This window comes from Rhizobium sp. L9, assembly GCF_002531885.1.
GTDB lineage: Bacteria > Pseudomonadota > Alphaproteobacteria > Rhizobiales > Rhizobiaceae > Rhizobium.
In genome coordinates, this window is record NZ_NWSZ01000011.1 from 53,078 (window position 1) to 74,092 (window position 21,015).

15 protein-coding genes and 2 pseudogenes are annotated in these 21,015 nt (G+C 62.3%); 3 read left to right on the forward strand and 14 right to left on the reverse strand.

Annotated elements, in window-relative coordinates:
• Positions 1-7: 7 nt before the first annotated feature.
• Positions 8-1,267 carry an ATP-binding protein gene (locus tag CO660_RS12805; RefSeq protein ID WP_097599013.1) on the reverse strand — a complete coding sequence of 420 codons (1,260 nt, stop codon included), beginning with the start codon at positions 1,265-1,267 and terminating at the stop codon, positions 8-10.
• 2 nt (positions 1,268-1,269) lie between these two features.
• Positions 1,270-1,956 carry a response regulator gene (locus CO660_RS12810; RefSeq protein ID WP_097599014.1) on the reverse strand — a complete coding sequence of 229 codons (687 nt, stop codon included), beginning with the start codon at positions 1,954-1,956 and terminating at the stop codon, positions 1,270-1,272.
• Positions 1,957-2,230: 274 nt separating this feature from the next.
• On the opposite strand from CO660_RS12810, the gene CO660_RS12815 reads away from it, so the two are divergent.
• The 3 genes from CO660_RS12815 to CO660_RS12830 all read left to right on the forward strand — a co-directional run bounded on the left by CO660_RS12815 (position 2,231) and on the right by CO660_RS12830 (position 7,400).
• Positions 2,231-3,262, forward strand: coding sequence for an efflux RND transporter periplasmic adaptor subunit (locus CO660_RS12815; protein WP_245421330.1), 1,032 nt, complete (start codon positions 2,231-2,233; stop codon positions 3,260-3,262).
• The gene (locus tag CO660_RS12820) at positions 3,262-6,411 is read left to right on the forward strand and encodes an efflux RND transporter permease subunit (RefSeq protein ID WP_097599015.1); all 3,150 of its coding nucleotides are present in this window, start codon (positions 3,262-3,264) and stop codon (positions 6,409-6,411) included. Before CO660_RS12815 ends, CO660_RS12820 begins: the two co-directional genes overlap by 1 nt.
• Positions 6,412-6,869: 458 nt before the next feature.
• A complete protein-coding gene (locus tag CO660_RS12830; protein ID WP_097599017.1) occupies positions 6,870-7,400 on the forward strand; it encodes a cytochrome c in 531 nt (176 codons plus the stop codon).
• Between the two features lie 20 nt (positions 7,401-7,420).
• Here CO660_RS12830 and CO660_RS12835 read toward each other — a convergent pair.
• The 12 genes and pseudogenes from CO660_RS12835 to CO660_RS12890 all read right to left on the reverse strand — a co-directional run bounded on the left by CO660_RS12835 (position 7,421) and on the right by CO660_RS12890 (position 21,000).
• Positions 7,421-8,139, reverse strand: a pseudogene (locus CO660_RS12835) (ribonuclease activity regulator RraA).
• Between the two features lie 14 nt (positions 8,140-8,153).
• A complete protein-coding gene (gene araD, locus CO660_RS12840) occupies positions 8,154-9,896 on the reverse strand; it encodes an L-arabinonate dehydratase (RefSeq protein WP_097599018.1) in 1,743 nt (580 codons plus the stop codon).
• 82 nt (positions 9,897-9,978) lie between these two features.
• Positions 9,979-11,299: pseudogene (locus CO660_RS12845) on the reverse strand (mandelate racemase).
• A gap of 24 nt (positions 11,300-11,323) precedes the next feature.
• Positions 11,324-12,571, reverse strand: coding sequence for an SfnB family sulfur acquisition oxidoreductase (locus CO660_RS12850; RefSeq protein WP_097599019.1), 1,248 nt, complete (start codon positions 12,569-12,571; stop codon positions 11,324-11,326).
• The gene (locus CO660_RS12855; RefSeq protein ID WP_097599020.1) at positions 12,546-13,394 is read right to left on the reverse strand and encodes an ABC transporter ATP-binding protein; all 849 of its coding nucleotides are present in this window, start codon (positions 13,392-13,394) and stop codon (positions 12,546-12,548) included. Before CO660_RS12855 ends, CO660_RS12850 begins: the two co-directional genes overlap by 26 nt.
• 81 nt (positions 13,395-13,475) lie before the next feature.
• Complete coding sequence (locus tag CO660_RS12860) at positions 13,476-14,810, reverse strand: ABC transporter substrate-binding protein (RefSeq protein ID WP_007634866.1); 1,335 nt, start codon at positions 14,808-14,810, stop codon at positions 13,476-13,478.
• Between the two features lie 97 nt (positions 14,811-14,907).
• Positions 14,908-15,951 (reverse strand): branched-chain amino acid ABC transporter permease, encoded by a 1,044-nt coding sequence (locus CO660_RS12865; protein ID WP_097599021.1) that lies wholly within the window; start codon positions 15,949-15,951, stop codon positions 14,908-14,910.
• Position 15,952: 1 nt separating this feature from the next.
• Positions 15,953-16,849, reverse strand: coding sequence for a branched-chain amino acid ABC transporter permease (locus CO660_RS12870; protein ID WP_097599022.1), 897 nt, complete (start codon positions 16,847-16,849; stop codon positions 15,953-15,955).
• Positions 16,849-17,763, reverse strand: coding sequence for an ABC transporter ATP-binding protein (locus CO660_RS12875; protein ID WP_097599023.1), 915 nt, complete (start codon positions 17,761-17,763; stop codon positions 16,849-16,851). The genes CO660_RS12870 and CO660_RS12875 overlap by 1 nt, the downstream gene beginning before the upstream one ends.
• Before the next feature lie 139 nt (positions 17,764-17,902).
• Complete coding sequence (gene sfnG, locus CO660_RS12880; RefSeq protein ID WP_097599024.1) at positions 17,903-19,012, reverse strand: dimethylsulfone monooxygenase SfnG; 1,110 nt, start codon at positions 19,010-19,012, stop codon at positions 17,903-17,905.
• Between the two features lie 30 nt (positions 19,013-19,042).
• Positions 19,043-19,603, reverse strand: coding sequence for an FMN reductase (gene msuE, locus CO660_RS12885; protein WP_097599025.1), 561 nt, complete (start codon positions 19,601-19,603; stop codon positions 19,043-19,045).
• Between the two features lie 236 nt (positions 19,604-19,839).
• Positions 19,840-21,000 (reverse strand): Xaa-Pro peptidase family protein, encoded by a 1,161-nt coding sequence (locus tag CO660_RS12890; protein WP_097599026.1) that lies wholly within the window; start codon positions 20,998-21,000, stop codon positions 19,840-19,842.
• Positions 21,001-21,015: the final 15 nt, after the last annotated feature.

Consider the following 21,015-nt stretch of genomic DNA (forward strand, 5'->3'; position numbering starts at 1 on the left):
GAAGGGATCAGCGCTTTCTAGGAAGCTCCAATGTGATCGCCAGTCCCCCCGCCTCCGGCAACGCCGCATGCACACGCCCGCCATGGCGTTCGATGGCCTGCCTGGTGATGGCGAGACCGAGACCGTATCCGCCTCTCGGCACGGCCTCTTTCCCGCGTGAAAACGGCTGGAAGATCCGTTCGAGTTCGTCTCGCTTGACGCCCGGCCCCTGATCCGTGACGCAGATCTTGAGGCGGTCGGCCGCCGTCTCGCAGGACACCGAGATGAACGAATGATCGGCCGTGTATTTGACCGCGTTGCGAACGACGTTTTCGAGCGCCCGGTAGATCAGCTCGCCTTCGACCTCGGCCCGGAAGACGCCCTCGACGCTCGTCGTGATCGAAACCTCCCGTGCCTGGGCCTCGAAGGCGGCATCGCCGAGAATTTCGTTCAGCAGCTCGACGACATCGACGATCTGCGTCTTCAGCGGCAGGCCGGATCCTGCCGTCAGCCTAGCAAGGGTCAGGACCTCGCCCACCAGTGCATCGAGCCGTTCGACCTCCCGGTCCATCCGGTCCAGGATGGCGCCGAGTTTGGCCGGGCTTTGCCGGAGCACGCCGACGGCGGCCTGCAGCCGGGACAAAGGCGAACGCAGTTCATGAGAAACGTCGTGAAACAACCTCTGCTGCGCGTCCTGAAGTTCCTGAAGCCGTGCGGCGCTCGAATCGAAGTCATGGGCAAGCGCTGTCACCTCGTCCTTCCGGCCGGCCATCTTTTCGCCGATGCGGAAGTCGAAGCGGCCATGCGCAAGCGCGCTCAAGCCATCGCGCAAATGCACCACGGGGCGGATGAGGTATCGTGCCAGTGCCCAGGCGGATATCGTGCTGGAGATCAGGATCGTGAGCCACGGCATGAACGGGCCAAAATTTTCGAAGGTGAAAGTGGGAGGGGCTGGCAGGAATATCCGATAGCAGATCCCCTCCTTCTGAACGGATCGCGTATCAGCCGCCTTCGGATCCGAACAGGCATCGGGTTTTGCGGTTTTGGAGATGGTCAGACCGTGCGGCAGCGTCTCTTCACTTGAACGCACGAAATATGCTGCCGCTTCCTCGCCGTCCCTCGCAAGCACATTTGCGGTTAGGTTCAACGCGATCGACCGTCGCTCCTGTTCCAGTTCCCGCGCAAAAGGAACGCCTTGGAGAAGGTTGACGAGCAGGATGATCACGCCGACGGTCGTGGTCAGCGTCAGCCAGATGATCGCGAAGAACTTCCAGAAAAGCCGGGGCATGGTCAATCCACGAGAAGTTGATAGCCCTGACCGCGAACGGACTGGATCCAGGATTGTCCGTCCTCCCTCAGTCCGAGCTTCTGGCGAACGCTGCTGATATGGACGTCGATCCGGCGATCGAACGGGGTGAGCGGCTTGCCGAAGGCGCGCTTGGAAATATCCTGCTTCGACACCAGCTGGCCGGCGCTGCGGGCGAGAACTTCGAGCAGGCTGAACTCCGTGCCGGTCAGCTCCAAAGCTTCGCCGCGCCATTCGGCGCTTCTGCTGCCGGAATGGATCACGAGCTCTCCTGCCCTCACCGTATCGGTCGACAGGCCGGCGGGCGGCTGGCCCGCGCGTCGTAGGATGGCGCGCAGCCTCGCGGCGAGTTCACCCGGCGAACATGGCTTCGGCACATAGTCGTCGGCGCCGAGATTGAGACCGGATATCCTGTCCACATCGTCGCCTCTGGCCGTCAGCATCAGCACGGGGACCTGGCTGAGCTTCCTGATCCGCTGCAGCACTTCGATGCCATTCATGCGGGGCATCATGATGTCGAGCACGATGATATCGACCGTATTGCCGGCGGCCGCGGCAATGGCGGCGCGCCCGTCGGTGTCGGTTACGACGTCATATCCTTCCTCGACCAGATATTCCTGCAGAAGCGTCGTCAGCTCGGCATCGTCGTCGATGAGGAGAACCTTGTTCATTCGCGTTGTCCGTCATTAGTCCCGGCAAGCCATACAGCACAAACACAGTCACGCAGCCAAGTTTTACCCAACTTAACACTAACTTGACCGCACTTAACGTTCGCCCCGTTACATACCTGCCATGACATCGACGCGCGCCGAAACCCGGCTGCCATGCAAGAGCGGCAATCCTTCGCCGAATCGGCGCCGATCGGGAAAAGGCGCCGATGCCTTGACCACAAGGAATGCATCTTTGAGAAAAACCTCCAGACTATTCACCTCCGCCTTCGTTGCGATGGCGCTGTTTGCTCCCCTCCGCAACGCCATGGCCGAGCAGGCCGCGGCAACCGCCCTCACCGTCTCTTTGACGGCGCCGGCTCAGCGGGGCTGGCCCGAGACCGTTCCCGCGAGCGGGTGGCTGAAGCCATGGCAGGAAGCGGTGATCGCCTCCGAGACGAGCGGCCTGCGCATCACCGATGTTCTGGTCGATGTCGGTTCCGTCGTCGCCAAGGGCCAGACGCTCGTGCGGCTTTCCCAGGAAAGCGTGCTGGCCGATCTTCGCAAGCAGGAGGCCGCCGTCGAGACCGCCAAGGCAAGCCTTGCGAAGGCCAAAGCCAATGCTGATCGCGCACGGCAGCTCCAGCCTTCAGGGGCGCTCTCCGACGAGAAGATCGTCGAATATCTCGCCGACGAGCAGACGGCGACGGCAAGTCTTGCGTCCGAAGAGGCCGCACTCGACAGCGAAAAGATCAAGCTTGCGCAGACGACCATTACCGCCGTTGACGACGGCCTCATCACGTCGCGTTCCGCCGATCTCGGTGCTGTCGTCTCCGCCGGCACCGAATTGTTCCGCATGGTCCGCCAGCAGCGGATCGAATGGCAGGCCGAGGTGTCGGCCCGTTATCTCCCGCGCATTTCGGAAGGCCTGAGCGTCAAGATTGACGGGCCTGAAGGCCAGGCCATCGAGGGCAAGGTGAGGCTTGTCGGGCCGTCGGTCAGCACCGATACCAGCCGGGCAATCGTCTATGTCACGCTGCCGGTCGACGCCCATGCGCGCACGGGCCTTTATGTCACAGGCGACATCGAGCTCGAGACCTCGCCGGCGCTGACCGTGCCCGAGACCGCAATCGTGTTCCGGGACGGGATCAGTTACGTCTTCACAGCAAGCGAGGATCAGCGGGTGCAAAGGATCCGGGTGGAAACCGGCCGTCGCAACAATGGCGAGGTGGAAATCGTCTCCGGCATAGATCGCACATCGAAGGTGGTGACCTCAGGCGGCGCGTTCCTCTCGGACAATGATCTCGTGAAGATCGCGGAGAAAAACTGATGAACTTTTCGTCATGGTCGATCCGAAACCCCGTGCCGGCGATATTGCTGTTTGTGATGCTGACCGCAGGCGGGCTGCTCGCCTTCAAGAAACTGGCGGTTCAGAACTTCCCCGATATGGATCTTCCGACGATCAGCGTCACGGCGACGCTCGACGGCGCGGCGCCGACACAGCTCGAAACCGAGGTCGCCCGCACCATCGAAGATAGTCTCGCGGCCTTGAGCTATCTCGACCATATCACCACGACCATCACCGACGGCACCGTCTCGATCAAGGTTTCCTTCAAGCTGGAGAAAGACAGCGAAGCGGCGCTGAACGAAGTTCGCAACGCCGTCGATAGCGTCAAGGGCGATCTTCCGGCGCAAATGGAGACGCCTGTCGTCACCAAGGTTACGGTGCAAAGCTCCGCGCTGGTCACCTATGCCGTCCGCTCGACTGCGCTCAACGAAACCGAGCTTTCCTGGTTTATCGACAATGATCTGACCAAGGCGCTGCTGTCGGTGCCCGGGGTCGGGCAGGTCAACCGCATCGGCGGGATCGACCGCGAAGTTCACGTGGATCTCGATCCCGCGACAATGGCGTCGCTCGGGGTCACCGCGGCGACCGTGTCGTCGCAGCTGAAGGCCGTGCAGGCCGATACCTCAGGCGGCCTTGGCGAAATCGGCGGTACCCGGCAGACCCTGCGCACGCTCGGGGCCGTAGCCTCGGTCGATGATTTGAAGGGGCTTAGAATTCCCCTGGCCAACGGCCAGCAGGTTCGTCTCGACGACGTCGCATCCGTCAGCGACAGTTTCGCGGAGCGGTCCTCGATGGCCTATCTCGACGGCAAGCCGGTAATCGCCGTCGAGATCAAGCGCTCGAACGGTTTTTCAGACAGCGGCGTCGCCGACGATGTCGACAAGGCGATGAAACAGTTTGCCGCCAAGCATTCCAACGTGGAGATCGATGAAGCCTACAGCACAATCGGGCCGATCATCGACAACTACGATGGTTCGATGCATATGCTCTACGAAGGGGCGATCCTGGCGATCATCGTCGTCTGGCTTTTCCTTCGCGACTGGCGCGCGACGATCCTATCGGCCGTGGCGCTGCCCTTGTCCGTGATCCCCACCTTCCTGGTCATGTATTTTGCCGACTTCAGCCTAAATGTCATTACGCTGCTGGCGCTGTCGCTGGTGGTCGGTATTCTCGTCGACGACGCCATCGTCGAGATCGAGAACATCGCCCGCCACCTGCAGATGGGCAAGCGGCCGATCGATGCCGCCCTCGAAGCCGCCAACGAGATCGGGCTTGCCGTCATCGCAACCACCTTCACGCTGGTCGCGGTCTTCCTGCCGACGGCCTTCATGAGCGGTATTCCGGGACTTCTGTTCCGCCAGTTCGGGGTCACGGCCGCCGTCGCCGTCCTTGCCTCGCTCGTGGTCGCCCGCCTGCTGACGCCGATGATGGCAGCCTATTTCATGAAGGCCGCCCCTCCAACGCAGGAAAAGGATGGCCGCATCATGCGCGCCTATCTGGCAATCGTGAAAGCTGCCATGAACCGCCGGAAGACCACCGTGGCCGTAACCGCCATTGTCGTCGCGCTTTCTCTCTCCACCATTCCGCTGCTGAAATCCGGCTTCCTGCCGGCTTCGGACGACGCGCGCACCCAGATCACCCTGACCATGCAGCCGGGCGCCACGATCGAACAAACGGATGCCGCGACCAGGAAGGCCGCCGATCTCATCGGCAAGCTCACGGATGTCACGCATGTCTTTTCCTCGGTCGGTTCCGCATCCTCCGGCGGCGCCGTCAACGCCTCCACCACCAGCAGCGTCGGATCCGCCACGATCGTCGCCATGCTGTCGCCGATCGGCGAGCGTGACCGAAAGCAGTCGGAAATCGAAAACGACATCCGGCAGGCGCTGTCGGTCCTTCCCGGCGTGCGGATCGCCGTCGGCAATGGCGCCAACGGGACCAAGCTGGAGATCACCCTTGGCAGTGACGACGCCAGCGCCCTCGACAGCGCAAGCACGGCACTCGAGGAGCAGCTCCGCACGCTGAACGGCATCGGAGCGGTGACATCGACCGCGGCAAGGCAGGCGCCCGAGATCCAGATCACGCCCGATTTTGCGCGCGCGGCTGCGCTCGGGGTGACGTCGAGCGCCATCGCCGAGGCGGCGCGCGTGGCGACGAATGGCGAATATTCCGCCAGTCTGCCAAAGCTCAACCTGCCGCAGCGCCAGGTTCCGATCGTCGTCCGCTTCAACCCGGAGTCGCGCACAAGCCTTGGCGATATCAAGAACATGCGGGTGGCGGGCACGAACGGGAATGTCGATCTCGGATCGATCGCGGATATCCGCATCGGCGGCAGCCCCTCCGAAATTGACCGCATCGACCGGATGCGCAATGTCACCGTATCGGTCGAACTCAACGGCCGCATCCTCGGCGACGTCAATCGCGAGGCACAGGCGCTGCCGGCGCTCCAGCATCTGCCCTCCGGCGTCACGCTTGTCGAGCAGGGAGAACTTCAGCGCAGCTCGGAACTGTTCCAGAGCTTCGCGCTGGCCATGGCGATCGGTGTGTTCTGCATCTATGCAGTCCTCGTCCTGCTCTTCCACGATTTCCTGCAGCCGCTCACCCTGCTGATGGCCCTGCCGCTCTCGCTCGGCGGCGCGCTTGTGCCGCTGGTGGTGACCGGGACCAGCTTCTCGCTGGCCGCCGTCATCGGGCTGCTCATGCTGATGGGCGTGGTGACGAAGAACTCCATCCTCCTCATCGAATACGCGATCATGTCGCGCCGCCAGGGCATGTCCAGGTTCGATGCCCTCGTCGACGCTTGCCATAAGCGCGCCCGGCCGATCGTCATGACCACCATCGCCATGGCTTGCGGCATGCTTCCGGTCGCCCTCAGTCTGACCGGCGGCGATTCGAGCTTCCGGCAGCCGATGGCGATCGTGGTAATCGGAGGCGTGATGATGTCGACGCTGCTCAGCCTCGTCGTCATCCCCGTCATCTTCACCTTCGTGGATGACCTGGACGAGGCGCTCAAGCGTCTTTTCCGTCGAGCCGAACCGGAAACCACCGAGAGCGCACCGCAAGCTTCAAACGATCACGCGGCAATCACCTTCCAGCCCGAGCAATCGCGGCGAGGGGGAGGTCGGCGATGATCGCCTTCCGCCGAGCGATCAGCCGGATAGTCCCACGCCCGCTGCGGGCGAGGCTCGGTGAATCTTGATGGCAACCTCTTCGGTCGAGTTCCCTCCCCCGGAACAAGACCGCGGGACGTGTTCCCCCGCAGGCGGCATCATGCCGCCTGCGCGTCCTGCCATGCGTTCGACAACGGCTCCATCGCTTCGAAATCGGGCAAGGTGCCGCTGGTGGCCGACCGCCCCCGAGCGAAGCGACAACAATCCGGCTGTCGCGGATTGAATAGCAGCTGCCGCGCCGCCCCGTGCTCGCGAAAATACATGGAGGGCCTGATCACGTCGCAGCCCTTTTTCACTGCTGGCCCGGCGGCCTGCGCCCCGTACCATTCTATTAATTCGAAGTGGCTAATATATCGAACAACTTCATCGTGATATTCACTCCTTTTCGGCTGCGAGCGGCTGTAAACACGGAGGGTAAAATGTTTCGATTGAGCGTTCGGCTCGCATTTGTAGCCGCTTGTGCGTTGGAGCTACCGTTGAGCATGGCAGCAGCGGCCGATGATCCGCAGATTGCGCGCGGCGAATATCTCGTCACGGTCGGCGGGTGCAACGACTGCCACACACCGGGATATTTCTTCGGAAAGCCGGACACTGCGCGATTTCTCGGTGGATCGGATGTTGGCTTTGAGATCCCGGGCGAGGGCGTTTTTGTCGGCCGCAACATTACGCCTGACAAGGAGACCGGCATCGGGAGCTGGACCAGGGAACAGATTGTGACTGCCCTTCAGTCCGGGCAGCGGCCGGACGGTCGCATCCTCGCGCCAATCATGCCATGGCATGCATTCGCGCAGCTCACCGACGAGGACGTGACATCAATTGCAGCGTACCTTCAAAGCTTGAAACCAGTAACTAATCAGGTCCCCGGACCTTTCAAACCGGGGGAGAAGGTTTCAACCTTTTTGTTCCGGATTATGCCGCCGGGTGAAACCGCAGCCAGCGCGCCAAACTAGAAAATGACGGATGCTGCGAGTCACCGGCCGTGTTTGCCGCGCCAGGCGGCGAATTCCTCGAGATTGCGCGGCTGCGTTGCCGGATAGAGACCGATGATCGACTGGCCAGCCAGCACGCGCTCGGTGACGAAATCCTCATAGGCGGTCATTTCTACAGCCTCCTCGGCAATCTCGTCGGCCAGTTCCGCCGGAATGACGATCACCGCTTCATCGTCGCCGACCATGATATCGCCCGGCCAGACCGCCACGTCGCCGCAACAATCGGCACATTGATGTCGAGCGCCTGGTGCAGCGTCAGGTTCGTTGGCGCCGAGGGTCGGTTGTGATAGGCAGGGATCGACAGCCCGGCTATTTCGGGACTGTCGCGGAATCCGCCATCGGTGACGACACCTGCCACGCCGCGCACCATCAGCCGCGTGACGAGGATTGAGCCGGCGGAGGCGGCGCGTGGATTCTTGCGGCTGTCCATCACCAGCACGGCGCCCTGCGGGCAGCTTTCGACACAGGCGCGCTGCGGGTGTTCGGGATTGCGGAAAACCTCGAGCTTGTTCAGGTCTTCGCGCGCCGGAATGTAGCGCAGCGTATAGGCCGGCCCGACCATGTTGTGGCCTTTACGGGCGACCGGCTGCACATCCTGGATGGTCTGGTTGCGCAGGCCCCGCTTGAAGAGCGCCGTGCTGATGGTGGCGACGCTGACCCGCATGAGTTTGTCGCGCGTGCTGTCCGAAAGTCTCGTCATTCCTGCATGTCCTCCTAGAAAATGTCCGGTTCTCCGGCTGCCGCTCCGAATTCGGGCAGCAGATAATCGAAATCGCAACCCTTGTCGGCCTGGCTGACATGGGAGGCGTACATCCAGCCGTAACCGCGGCCGAAACGATCCGCCGGCTTCATCCAGGCGGCGCGGCGCCGGATCAGTTCCGCCTCGTCGACCAGCATATCCAGCCGGCGGTTCGGAATATCGATCCTGACGATGTCGCCGTTGCGCAGCAGAGCGAGCGGGCCACCGACATGGGCTTCGGGCGCCACGTGCAGCACGCAGGCGCCATAGCTGGTGCCGCTCATGCGCGCATCCGACAGCCGCAGCATGTCGCGATGTCCTCGCTTCAGCAGCGCCTTGGGCATCGGCAGCATGCCCCATTCCGGCATGCCGGGACCGCCGAGCGGTCCGGCATTGCGCAGCACCATCACATGATCAGGCGTCACATCAAGCATTTCGTCCTCGACCGCCGCCTTCATGTCGGGGTAACTGTCGAAGACCAGAGCCGGGCCTTGATGGACATGGAAGCGCGGGTCGCATGCCGCGGGTTTGATCACCGCGCCGTCGGGCGCCAGATTGCCCTTGAGCACGGCAAGCGAGCCCTCGGGATAAATCGGGTTAGAAAGCGGCCGGATCACGTCGTCATTATAGATCTTTGCATCGGCCAGGGCCGCGCCCAGCGTTTCCCCCGAAACCGTCAATGCGTCGAGATCGAGCCGCTCGCGGATCTGCGACATCAGCGCCAGAAGACCGCCGGCATAGTAGAAATCCTCCATCAGATAGGTCTTGCCGGACGGACGAATATTGGCGATGACCGGAGTGACGCGGCCAAGCGCGTCGAGATCGTCAAGCGTCAGCGCGACCCCTCCCCTGCGCGCCATCGCCAGGAGGTGGATGACGGCATTGGTCGAACAGCCGGTCGCCATGGCGACCGTCGCGGCATTCCGAATAGCCGCCGGGGTGACGATCCGGTCCGGCGTCAGATCTTCCCAGACCATCTCGACGATCCGTCGGCCTGAATGAGCCGACATGCGGATATGATTGGCATCGGCTGCGGGAATCGAAGAGACCCCTGTCAGCGTCAGTCCCATCGCATCGGCAATCGCCGTCATCGTCGAGGCGGTGCCCATCGTCATGCAATGGCCGTAGGAACGCGCGATGCCGGCTTCGATGCCTGCCCATTCTGTGTCCGATATCGTTCCCGCGCGCCGCTCATCCCAGTATTTCCAGGCGTCCGAACCGGAACCAAGCTGCTGGCCCGCATAATTGCCCCGCAGCATCGGCCCGGCCGGCAGGAAGATCATCGGCACGCCGGCGCTGAGCGCGCCCATAATGAGGCCCGGCGTGGTCTTGTCGCACCCTCCCATCAGCACCACGCCATCGAGAGGGTGGGCGCGGATCTGCTCTTCGGTCTCCATCGCCAGGAGATTGCGGTAGAGCATGGTCGTCGGTTTCATGAAGTTTTCCGACAGCGCCAGCGCCGGCATCTCCACCGGAAAGCCGCCGGCCTGCAGCACGCCGCGCTTCACGTCTTCGACGCGGTGCTTGAAATGGGCGTGGCAGGGGTTGAGGTCCGACCAGGTGGACAGGATGCCGATCAGCGGCTTGCCGGCCCAGTCGCCGGCATCGTAGCCCATCTGCATCAGGCGCGAGCGATGGCCGAAGCCGCGCAGGTCCTCGGATGCGAACCAGCGGGCCGATCGCAATTCCCCCGGCGCCTTAGCGATTTTCAACGACATGCCGATCTGCCTCCACAATTGACATAGCTTGAAGTGTACGAGGCCAGCAAGATATAGGCTCCCGGCTGAACGTCCACGGATGTCAAGAGAGCCGCTCCATCGCTTCGAAATCAGGCAAGGCGCGGCTGGCGTAGCCGATCGCCGTCAGCGAGCCGACCTCGATCCGGCCACCGCAGATCGATGCCCGTCGGCGCCGTGCTCGTAGAGATCCGGGTGGGCCGCGGCAAAACGCGCCCGTTTCGCCTCCGGCGCGCCCTGCATGCCGGCCACATAATGATGACCGTTGCGCTCGACATGGGAGAGACCAAGCAGGGAAACCAGCGCCAGATCCTGCTGCATGGCGAGCCGGCCTGGCAGGTCAGATCTTCGCCCGAAAGGAACAGCCCCGGCACCGTTCCCGTTCTAATGCGGATCGCCTTCAGAGTGAGCGGTAAATGCCCTTGCAGGTTTTCGAGGAAACGCCGGTATAGCCGAGCCCGCGGGCGCGGGCGAAGGCCTCGTCGGTGTCGTCGCTCTCGTCGATCAGGAACGGCAATTGCGCCGCAAGCTCTCCCAGCGGTGTCTCCATGGTGATCTCGCGCGAGAATGGCTGTTCGACAAAGGCGATGGCCGCACGCAGCCTCTTCAACCGCAGGGTTTCATCGATCCGCGCCAGCAAGGCGCCAAGCTGCTCGGCGGGTTCGTTGCCGTCAACCGTCACCCGGTAGTCAGGCAAGCGGTCGAGCACTGCGGCGATCCGGGCCATGCGGTCAATATCGGCATCGATCGTGCCCGAGAGCTTGATCTTGATCCAGTGGTTGCCATAACGAGCTATTACTGCCTCGAGGCTTTCCGGCAGGCCGTCGTCGATGGGCCGGGCAATCTCGCCCTCGGTGATCGGGTCGAGAAGTCCGATCGTGTGCCGGGCGGAGATCGAGCCGGCAGGGCGAAGGTCGGCAAGCGTCGCCGACGCCGCATCCGCATCGATATCCCCCGGCAGCATCGGCCCGTCGATACCGATGAGATTGCGGCGCACCGCATCGAAGAAGGAAATGCCCGCAAGGCGGCAATAGGCATCGAGCGCGGCGCGGGCGACAAGCGAAGGGCCGAAGCCGGCCACCAACGGATTTCCGAGCAGGCGATGCACCGTCTCCAACTCGTTCAGCCGGGCAGCGGCAAACAATGTTGTCGACTTGAATGCTTCGCGACGCAGCGCCTGCAAGGCGGATCGAGGCGCGCAGTTGATCGACGTTTTGCGCCGGCGTCAGGGCCGGATTTTTATCGAACCATTTCGGCACCATCATCTCGGCGGCGGCGCCGATGGCGCTTTTTCCTTGCTCGTCCTCGATGCGAACCCTGAGGAAGGCCTGCGGCGCCTGTTCAAGGGTCGCGGCGCCAATGCGGAATGGCAGACGCAGCCGGATATCGCGCTCGAAGGCATCGGCCCATCAGCTCCACGCGTGCAGCGGAGGCTTTTCTCCGTTCAGGAAGTATTTGCCGAGAATGGCGTATTTCCAGCGCACAGGGTCGTGGAGCGTATGGGTGCGCGCATTGCGCCAATGGCGGTCGAGATTGTGTTCGGCAAGCGTCGAGCGGGTTCCGGCCAGCTCGAACAGCTTGTTCGTCGCCGCAATCGCAATTTCGGTCGACAGGATCTTGGCCTCCGCCGTGACGATCTGCGCTTCGGCGACAGTCTCCGCATTGGGATTGCGCACTGCCCGGTCGATCGCATAACCGGCCTTTTCCAGCAGCGCTTGCGCCGCATGCAACCGCAGCGTCAGATCGCCGACAGCCTGGATCGTATAGGGATCTTCCCAGGCATGATCCAGGCCGCTATCCACCCATGCGCGGCTTTTGGTGCGCACGAATGCGACGGTCTCGTCGATGGCCGCCTGGGCAATGCCGGTATCGACGGCAACCTGGATGATCTGGAAGATCGCGCCGTCGGCGGTCGGCACTTCATAACCCTTGTATCCCGGCACGAGATGGGTTTTCGGCACCTTGACGTTGTCGAGCAGCACTGTGCCCGACAGCGTCGTGCGCTGGCCGAAAGAGGACCAGTCGTCGATGACGGTGAGGCCTGGCGCATCACGCTGCGCGATCGCATACCAGGCCCGCCCCTGATCATCGAGCGCGACGATCGGCACCAGATGCGCGAGCAGCGCGCCGGAGGAGTAGAACTTGCGCCCGTTGACAACGACATGATCGCCGGCATCGGTGAAGCGCGTCTCGAAATCGACCGCCCGTTTCGAGCCGAATTCCGAAAAGGCGTTGCCGAAGCGGGTCCCCTTCAGCACTTCGGCGAAAAGAAGCTTCTGCTGCTCGGGGTCCGATACGGTCCGGATCGCCGCGACGACGCCCAGATGGTTCTGGGCGATCTGGCCGATTGATGAATCCGCCGCCGATATGATCTCGATGACCTTGGCAAGCGTCGCATAGGAGACTTCGGGGCCTCCGAAGGCCTTCGGCACGTTGATCGACCACAGACCGCTTTGCGAAAAAGCATTCAGTTCGGCGACGGGCCAGATGCGGTCGCGGTCGCGCCTGGCCGATTCCTGGACGAATTCGCCGGCAAGCCGTCTGGCGACGGCGATCGCCTCGGCATCGTCCTTGATGACATGGGCAGGCTCGGCCGGACGCGGCACCGCCGGCACGGCCTTGGCGGCATTGTCAGTATTGACCTGTGAGAGCGTCATGATGATTTCTCCTGGTTGATGATGGGGCCGCCCAGGCCGGGGGAAGGCTTGTCGAAGATACGGAGGTAGGGGCTGCTTTCTGGCCGAGGTAAAACGCCTTGACGTCGTCGCGCTGGCGCAGTTCGGCAGCATCTCCCCAAAGCGCGGCGGCGCCGTTTTCGAGAACGGTCGCCCGGTCGGCATAACGCAGCGCGATCGCCGAATTCTGTTCGGCGACGAGAATGGAAAGTCCGCTTTCTGCATTCAGTCGCCGCAGCGTTCGGAAAATGTCCTGGACGATGATCGGCGCCAGTCCCATGGACGGTTCATCGAGCACCAGCAGGGTCGGACGCGACATCAGCGCCCGGCCGATCGCCACCATCTGCTGTTCGCCGCCCGAAGCGAGACCGGACAATGCGCGGCGCTTGTCCCTCAGCCGTGGAAAGATGGCATAGATCCGCTCCAGATCCGCGGCGATTTCAGCGCGCGAACCGCTTCGTCCCAGACCGCCGGCAATGAGATTTTCCTCGACGGTGAGATTGCGAAAACAATGCCGGCCCTCGAGGACCTGCACGAGGCCGGCGCGCACCAATTCGGCCGGTTTTGCCTTGGTGACGTCGCGGCCCTGATAAAGGATGCTGCCGGCGGTGATTTCGCCGCGCTCGGCCGGCAGCAGATTCGAAATCGCCTTGAGCGTCGTCGTCTTGCCGGCGCCGTTGGCGCCCAGGAGTGCCAGTATCTCGCCGCGACGCAAGGTAAAGCTGACGCCGTGGAGTGCGGTGATCGCACCGTTATAGGTCGCCCTGACCCCGTCCACGCTCAGCAAAACGTCTTTTCCAGCCATGGTCCACCAGTCTCAAATATGGTTTTGTGGAAAAGCCGGGCATCGGCAGGACTTCCGGCCTGCCGATGCCCGGCTATCGGCTCAGTTCGTCACGGCCTGCGCGTCTTCAGCCGTTCGCAGCTTGATGCCCTTTTCCTTGGCGTAGGCTTCCGAGGACTTTTCGATGATCGGCCTCAGCAGCGCCCAGTCCGGCGCGATCCAATCGGACACGACATTCCATTTCTTGCCGTCCCACTGCTGGAAGGTCACGTAGCCATTGCCTTCGTGATTGTCCCAGGTGACGTTGATCGAATGAAACAGATCCTTGGCGCCGAGTGCTTCAACGCGGGCGGGGTCAAGTTGCAGATGTTCGAAGCCCCAGCGGACCTCGTCGCCCGTCAATGTCCGATGGCCGAACTTTTCCTGTGCGATGCGGATCGCTTCGACGTTCAGGATACCGTTGACGATACCGAGATTGTGGTAGACCGAACCAATCCGCTTCTTGTCTTCGAGATTGCCCTTGCCGTTGTCATAGAGCGTCTTCACGATCTCCTGGACCACCGGATATTCCGCGCCGGAGGCCTGCGTGGTGATTGCGGTGTAGCCCTTGGCTGCGTCGCCGGCGGGGATGACGTCTTCTTCGGAGTTCGACCAGACGTTGCCGATGATGTGATCGACCGGGAACCCCGTCTTGGCCGCCGTCTTGAGAGCGACCGGGTTCATCACGCCCCAGCCGCGCAGGACGACATAATCCGGCTTCGCGCGGCGGATCGTGAGCCATTGCGCCTGCTGCTCATTGCCGGGATGCGGCACTTCGATCTGCTGCAGTTCGAAGCCGTATTGCTTCGACAGCAGTTCGTAAATCGGGATGGTTTCCTTGCCGTAGGGCGAGCCGTGATAAAGCACGACGATCTTCTTGCCCTTCAGCTTGTCGGGGCCGCCGAGCTTGGAGGCAATGTAGTTCACAATGCCCGAGGTCTCGCTGTAGGGGTTGAGCAGCAGCGGAAAGACATAGGGGAAAACGCGGCCGTCGGTGGAGTCGGTGCGGCCGTGGTTGATGGTGATCAACGGCACCTTGTCCTGGGTGATGCGGTCGATCATGGCATAGGCAATGCCCACCGAAAGCGGGTTCCAGGCAGCGATATTCGGATTGCTCTTGAGGCGCTCATAGGCTTCGACGCCGCGCTCCACCTCATACTGCGTTTCCGCTTCCGACCAGGTGAGCTTCACGCCGTTCACGCCGCCGTCACGCGTATTGATAAGATTGAGGTAATCGATGAAGCCGCCGAAGAAGCCGGTGCCGCCGGCAGCATAGGGCCCGACGCGATAGCTCTGCAGCGGAAAATATTGTTCGTCCGCATGAGCGACTGGTATCGCGGCCGAGACGGCGAGGCCGGCCGCAAGGGCGGCGGCTTTCAATTTCGCAAGCATGGTCATGTCTGGATACACTCCGGGTGTTGTCCGGTCCTGAGACCGAATCTGGTTGAATGAGCGGGACGTTTTGGGTGTTTTCGGAGCTTGCGCCCCGGCTTGGTCAGGCTCGTCTGCCGACGGCAGAGCCGGACCGCCTTCGGATCTTGTCCCAGAGCGAGGCGAGCCCGTCCGGTTCGAGGATCAGAAACAGAATGATTAAGGCGCCGAGCACGATGCGCTGGCTCATGTCGAGAACGCCGGAATCGAAGAGATCGCCTAGCAGGAACGAGCCCAGCCGCGACAGCAGGAGCGGGAAGACGACGATCAGCGCAGCGCCGAGAAAGGCGCCCCGGGTCGAGGCGAGCCCGCCGATGATGATGATGAAAAGGATCTGGAACGACCGGTCGAGATTGAAGCCGGCCGGTTCGACGGTTCTGAGATAAGCGAAAGCCCACAGGGCGCCCGCGACGGCGATGATGAAAGAGGAAATCGCAAAGGCGAGCAGCTTGGTTCTCAGCACGGGCACCCCGATGATGCGCGCCGCCGTCTCATTGTCACGAACGGCAATGAAGTTGCGACCGGTTTGCGACGTCGTCAGCCGATGGGCGAGGAAAGTCAGCACCACGACCACGGTCAACGAAAAGAGATAGCGGCCGACCGGCCCGGTAAATTCCATGCCGGCAAGTGTCAAAGCCGGCGCGTCGATCACTCCGGAGGCGGAGTCGTTCGAAAACCAGCTGAACTTGGTGAGCGCCCACTGCACGAAGAACTGCGCGGCAAGCGTCGATACGGCGAGATAGAAGCCTTTCAGTCTCAGGCTCGGCAGGCCGAAGACGATACCGATTACCGCCGCCGAAAGGCCGGCCAGCAGAATGCTGACGATGAGCGGCAGACCATCCACGCGCAGATTGAAATTGTAAGCGGCGAAGGCACCGACGGCCATGAAGGCCGCACTTCCAAGCGACACCTGACCGGCATAGCCGGTGAGCAGATTCAAGCCGACGCCGGCCAGGCTGAGCGCCAGGAATGGCAGAAGGATCGCTTCGAACAAATAAGTCGAACCGATGAAGGGAACCACGAGGTACGCACCGGCGACGATGGCGACGGGCGCCAGCCAGGGGCTAAAGAGCCGGCCGGGGTGAAGATCGGCGACAATGACGGCCATATCAGACCCTTTCCACAAGCTTTTGACCGAACAGGCCGGACGGGCGGATGAGCAGGAAGGCGAGGGCTGCAACATAGGCGATCCAGCTCTCGATGCCGCCGCCGAAATATTCGCCGATATAGACCTCGGCGAGCTTTTCGGTCGCGCCGATCAGCAGGCCGCCGACGATCGCCCCCAGAATGGAATCGAAACCGCCAAGAACGAGAACGGGAAGCGCTTTCAGCACGACCAGCGACAGAGAGAACTGGACCCCGAGCCGCGCGCCCCACAAAAGGCCGGCAACAAGAGCCACGACACCGGCCGCTGCCCAGACGGTTGCCCAGATCCAGGGCAGTTTCAGCCCGACCGCAAGCGCGGCAAATTGATCGTCGGCGACGGCGCGGAAGGCCAGTCCAATTCGGGTGTAGCGGAAGAAGACCGAGAGCGCCGCCACCATCGCCGCAGCGACCGCGGCGGCAAACAAATCGAACTGGCTAATGAACACGCCGCCGACATCGAAAGGAATATCCTCGATCCCGAGCTCCAGACCGTGGACCTGCGTCCCCCAGATGAGTTGAGCCGCGCCCTCAATGATATAGGAGAGCCCGAGCGTCGCCATGAAGAGCGTGATCGGCGGCTTGTTGGTCAGCGGCCGCAGCACGGTGCGCTCAATGGCGATGCCGATCAGCACCATGGCCGCGAATGTCAGACCGAGCGCCGGGACGAAGGTTACGCCGCGCTCGACCAGACTGACGAAGGTCAGGGCGGCAAACAGCAGCATCGCGCCCTGCGCGAAGTTGAGGACGCCGGAGGTTTTGTAGATCAGCACGAAGCCGATCGCGACGAGCGAATACATCACGCCGGACAGCAAGCCGCCGACCAGCACTTCGATCAGGAACAGCCAATCGAAATCCGCCATCAGATGCCCTCCCCACCCTCGTTTTCCGCAGCGACACCGAGATAGGCCTCGATGACGCGCTGATCGGACCGGATTTCGTCTGGGGTTCCGTCGGCAATCTTGCGGCCATAATCGAGGACAGCGATTCGGTCGGAAAGCTGCATGACCACGCCGATATCGTGTTCGATGAGGATTATGGTCGTCTGGTATTGATCGCGGGCCGCGCGAATGAATTCCGCCATATCGACCTTTTCCGTCGCCGTCATACCGGCCATCGGTTCGTCCAGAAGCAGGATCTTCGGCTCGGCCACCAAGGCGCGCGCAAGCTCGACGCGCTTTTGCAGGCCATAGGGCAGCGTGCCTGCCAAACGATGACCCACTTGGTCGAGATGCAGGAATTCAAGCACGCGGCCGGCGCGTTCGCGCGCGTCCGCTTCTTCGCGCCGTGTCCGTCCAAGGCCGAGGATCTGTTCGGCGAATGTCGAGCGCACGGTATGAGCGCGGCCGGTAATGACATTGTCGATGACGCTCAAGCCCTTGAACAAGGCCAGGTTTTGGAAGGTGCGGGCGACACCGAGCGAGGCCAGCCGTTCGGTCGGCACATGCCGGTAGGAGTTGAGGCCGATGCTGACATGGCCACGGTCGGAGCGATAGACACCGCTGATAACATTGATCAGCGAACTCTTGCCGGCGCCGTTCGGCCCGATAATGGCGCGGATTTCTCCTGCAGCAATGGAGAGGCCGACATCGACCAGGGCCGTGACCCCGCCGAACGAGAGGCTGATCCCGTGCAAGGCGAGAGCATGGGTCTCTTCGCTCTGCCGGGGCACGCCGGTCTTGCCTGATGGCAAGGGCAATGGGCGGGCAATTGGGACACCGGCGCCCTGCGGCGCGCCGGTGTCCAGCACGTCAAGGCTATAGGTCGCGGCGGGCATTCGGGGTCCTCCATAGGGGCGTAAACGCGGCGCACAACTCCCTTAACGTAGGCCGATCGGCCCACGCCCGGTGATGCGTCGCTTGCAAGAGATCTGAGGGGCGACAGCGCCGCACGTCGAAAGACGCGCGGCAGCAGCCTTATTCGGCAGCCACCGCCTGCGCTTTGGCGGTTTCTTCGAGTTCGCGCACCAGCGGAATCACGTGCTCTCCGAAATAGGCGACCTCCTCCTGGAAATGCAGGAAGCCGAGCAGGATCAAGTCCGCACCTGCCCTCTTGAGTTCGACGATCCTTTCGGCCACCTGCCGGGGCGTGCCGATGAGGTTCGAGCGGAAGCCGTCATTATATTGAACGAGATCCTCGAAGGACGACTTCGCCCAGTTGCCCTCACCTTCCGGCGAGGCCTTGCCGGCGTTCTTCACCTCATGCCCGAAAGCGTTTACCGCCTCGGGATTGGCCTTCTCGATGATCTCGGCCAGGACGGCCTTGGCCTCTTCTTCCGTCTCGCGGACGATCGCAAAAGCGTTCACACCGACCCGGACAGAATGGCCGTTGGTCTGCGCCTTCGACTTGATGTCGTCGACCTGTTTGCGGATTTCGGCCGGCGTATTGCCATTGGTGAAATACCAGTCGGAGACACGGGCCGCCATATCGCGCGCCGCACGCGAAGAGCCGCCCTGGAAGATTTCCGGCTGCGGATCGATCGGTTTGGGCTTCAGCGAATAGTTGTTGAAGCGATAGAAATCACCGCGGAAGGTGAAGTTGTCCTCGGTCCAGATGCCGCGAAGCGCGCGAATGAACTCCTCCGACCGCCGATAGCGCTCGTCATGATCGAGCCAGTACTCGCCGATGGCGGCGAATTCGCCGCGGAACCAGCCGCTGACGACATTGACGGCGACACGCCCATTGGTCAGGTGATTGATGGTCGCAATCTGCTTGGCGGCGAGAGCCGGATTCCAGGGACCGGGCAGGATCGCCGCGATCACCTTCAACGTCGTCGTCGATTCAAGCAGGGCGTGGCTGAACGAAACGGACTCGTGCTGAAATTCCGCGCCGTAACCTGCGGTGAACCGGATCTGGCTCAGGGCATAGTCGAAACCGCTCGCTTCGGCGATCTGCGCAAGCTTTCTGTTGTATTCGATCGTCCAGCTTGTGCGCTGCTCGATGTTCGAAATCACCAGGCCGCCCGAAACATTCGGCACCCAATAGGCGAATTTGACCGGCTCGTTCGAGGCATTGGAAAAAGTCATGTAAGGCTCCCTCTTGAATTTCGTTGCACGCTAAGCTGCCAATTCGCTGCGCTTGCCCGCGGCGTCGGCGGCCGGCATAATTGCCGCGATCTCCTCAATGGCTCTGTCGACACGCTCGAGCACAGCAGGATTGGTCAGTTGGTGATCGGTGAAATCGGCCTCCAGCGCATAGACCGCGGTCGGGACGCTCATGGCATTGAAGAAGCCGAAGAGCGGCCGCAATTGGTGCTCGAGCATCAGGCCGTGCAATGGCGTGCCGCCCGTCGCGGCCAGGAGGATGCGTTTGCCTGCCAGCGCTCGATAGTCGACAAGGTCGAAGAGGTGTTTCAGGGCGCCGCTGTAGGATGCACGGTAGACGGGCGATCCGACGATGATGATATCGGCTCCCTCGACCGCAGCGACAATCGCCTTACCCTCGGTATCGAGCTGATCGGCCCGAAGCGCGCGAAACAGCACAGGGGCGGCATCGACAAGCTCGATCGACTTCAGGTGGCCGCCGATACGCTGCCTCAGACGGTCGGCGATGACATCCACCAGCGATGCCGTCCGGGACGGTCTTTTGACATTGCCGCTGAGCGCCAGAATGTTCATGATGCGAGTGTTCCCGATCTTTGTTGGATTTAATCTATATATTTAGTGGATTAATGGGAGGCGAAAATGTACTAATCTTCGTCGAAAAGCGGATCGAACCGCCGTCGCAAAGGGCAGATTTCCGGAAGAATTTTCTCAAGGACCGTCGGACAGGAGGCGGCAATTCGGCGCCAAACCGGCAAGAGCCTGCCAAAAACCGGAGGGCGAAAGCAGACGCGCTCGCGAACCCGAACGGGCTAAGGCGTGGCGCCGTCTGCGGAGAACGGCTCGGTCGGTCCGCTCGCCGGCGCGGTGAACCAGCGCGGTCCCTCGGCCGTCAGACAGATGTGGTCTTCCAGCCGGATCCCGAATTTTTCGGGAAAGACGATCATCGGTTCGTTGGAAAAACACATGCCGGCCGCAAGCGGCGTGTCGTTGCCGCGAACGATATAAGGCTCCTCATGGATCTCGAGCCCGAGGCCATGACCGGCGCGATGCGGCAATCCCGGCAGGCGGTAGTCGGGGCCGAGCGAATGTTTGGCGAGCACCTTGCGGGCCGCATCGTCGAGGCTCGAGCAGGCAGCGCCGATCCGGGCAGCGTCGAACACGGCCTGCTGCGCCTCGCGCTCGATCCACCAGGCGCGCTCGAAGGCGCCGTTGCCGCCGCCGAGCATATAGGTTCTGGTGATATCGGAATGATAACCGTCGATCCGGCAGCCGGTGTCAACGAGAATGACGTCGTGATCGCCGAGGATCTGATCGCCGTCGGCGCCATGCGGCAGCGAGGTTGCTAGCCCGAAGGAGACGATTGCGAATGTCGAGCCGTCATCGGCGCCGGCCTGGCGATGCTGCCGATCGATGAAATCGACCACCTCGGATGAGGTGATGCCCGGCTTCAACAGCGAATGCACCTGCCTGTGCACGTTGAGCGTCAGGTTCATCGCATACTGGATCAGCGCAATCTCCGCGGCGGATTTGATGCGACGCAGGCCACGGATCAGCCGGCCGCCATCGGCGAGCCTTTCGGCGCCCATCGCCGCCGCCAAGGCGTGATAGAAGAAAAGCGGCAGGCCGTCATCAAGGGCAAGCCTGCCGCCTCGGCCGACAAGGCGGGAAATGAGTGAAGCACTGCTCTCCTCCTCTTCCCATACCAGAATTTCTCCCGGCAGGTGCGGAAGGGTTTCGACACGGCTGCGCTCGAAACCGGGAACGATATAGGAAACGGCCGTCGGCGTGACGAGCGCGCCGAGAAACCTTTCGCTCGGATGCCAGACGAGGCCGGTAAAATAACGCAGGCTTTCGGTCGGGCCGAGAAGCATGCCGGCCAGTCCCTCGGCGTCGATCGCCTCTCGAAGCCTGGAAAGGCGATCCTGCCGCTCCTCCTCGGTGATGCGGAGTATGGGGTGCTGCCACGACATATGCTTTTCCTGTTC

Bases quoted from the DNA above. Each gene is read 5' to 3' on its own strand.
- CO660_RS12870 (WP_097599022.1), bottom strand. From the start codon at position 16,849: ATGGCGGATTTCGATTGGCTGTTCCTGATCGAAGTGCTGGTCGGCGGC.
- CO660_RS12815 (WP_245421330.1), top strand. From the start codon at position 2,231: ATGGCGCTGTTTGCTCCCCTCCGCAACGCCATGGCCGAGCAGGCCGCG.
- msuE (WP_097599025.1), bottom strand. From the start codon at position 19,603: ATGAACATTCTGGCGCTCAGCGGCAATGTCAAAAGACCGTCCCGGACG.
- CO660_RS12810 (WP_097599014.1), bottom strand. From the start codon at position 1,956: ATGAACAAGGTTCTCCTCATCGACGACGATGCCGAGCTGACGACGCTT.
- CO660_RS12890 (WP_097599026.1), bottom strand. From the start codon at position 21,000: ATGTCGTGGCAGCACCCCATACTCCGCATCACCGAGGAGGAGCGGCAG.
- sfnG (WP_097599024.1), bottom strand. From the start codon at position 19,012: ATGACTTTTTCCAATGCCTCGAACGAGCCGGTCAAATTCGCCTATTGG.
- araD (WP_097599018.1), bottom strand. From the start codon at position 9,896: ATGTCGTTGAAAATCGCTAAGGCGCCGGGGGAATTGCGATCGGCCCGC.
- CO660_RS12805 (WP_097599013.1), bottom strand. From the start codon at position 1,267: ATGCCCCGGCTTTTCTGGAAGTTCTTCGCGATCATCTGGCTGACGCTG.
- CO660_RS12865 (WP_097599021.1), bottom strand. From the start codon at position 15,951: ATGGCCGTCATTGTCGCCGATCTTCACCCCGGCCGGCTCTTTAGCCCC.
- CO660_RS12820 (WP_097599015.1), top strand. From the start codon at position 3,262: ATGAACTTTTCGTCATGGTCGATCCGAAACCCCGTGCCGGCGATATTG.
- CO660_RS12860 (WP_007634866.1), bottom strand. From the start codon at position 14,810: ATGACCATGCTTGCGAAATTGAAAGCCGCCGCCCTTGCGGCCGGCCTC.
- CO660_RS12850 (WP_097599019.1), bottom strand. From the start codon at position 12,571: ATGACGCTCTCACAGGTCAATACTGACAATGCCGCCAAGGCCGTGCCG.
- CO660_RS12855 (WP_097599020.1), bottom strand. From the start codon at position 13,394: ATGGCTGGAAAAGACGTTTTGCTGAGCGTGGACGGGGTCAGGGCGACC.
- CO660_RS12830 (WP_097599017.1), top strand. From the start codon at position 6,870: ATGTTTCGATTGAGCGTTCGGCTCGCATTTGTAGCCGCTTGTGCGTTG.
- CO660_RS12875 (WP_097599023.1), bottom strand. From the start codon at position 17,763: ATGCCCGCCGCGACCTATAGCCTTGACGTGCTGGACACCGGCGCGCCG.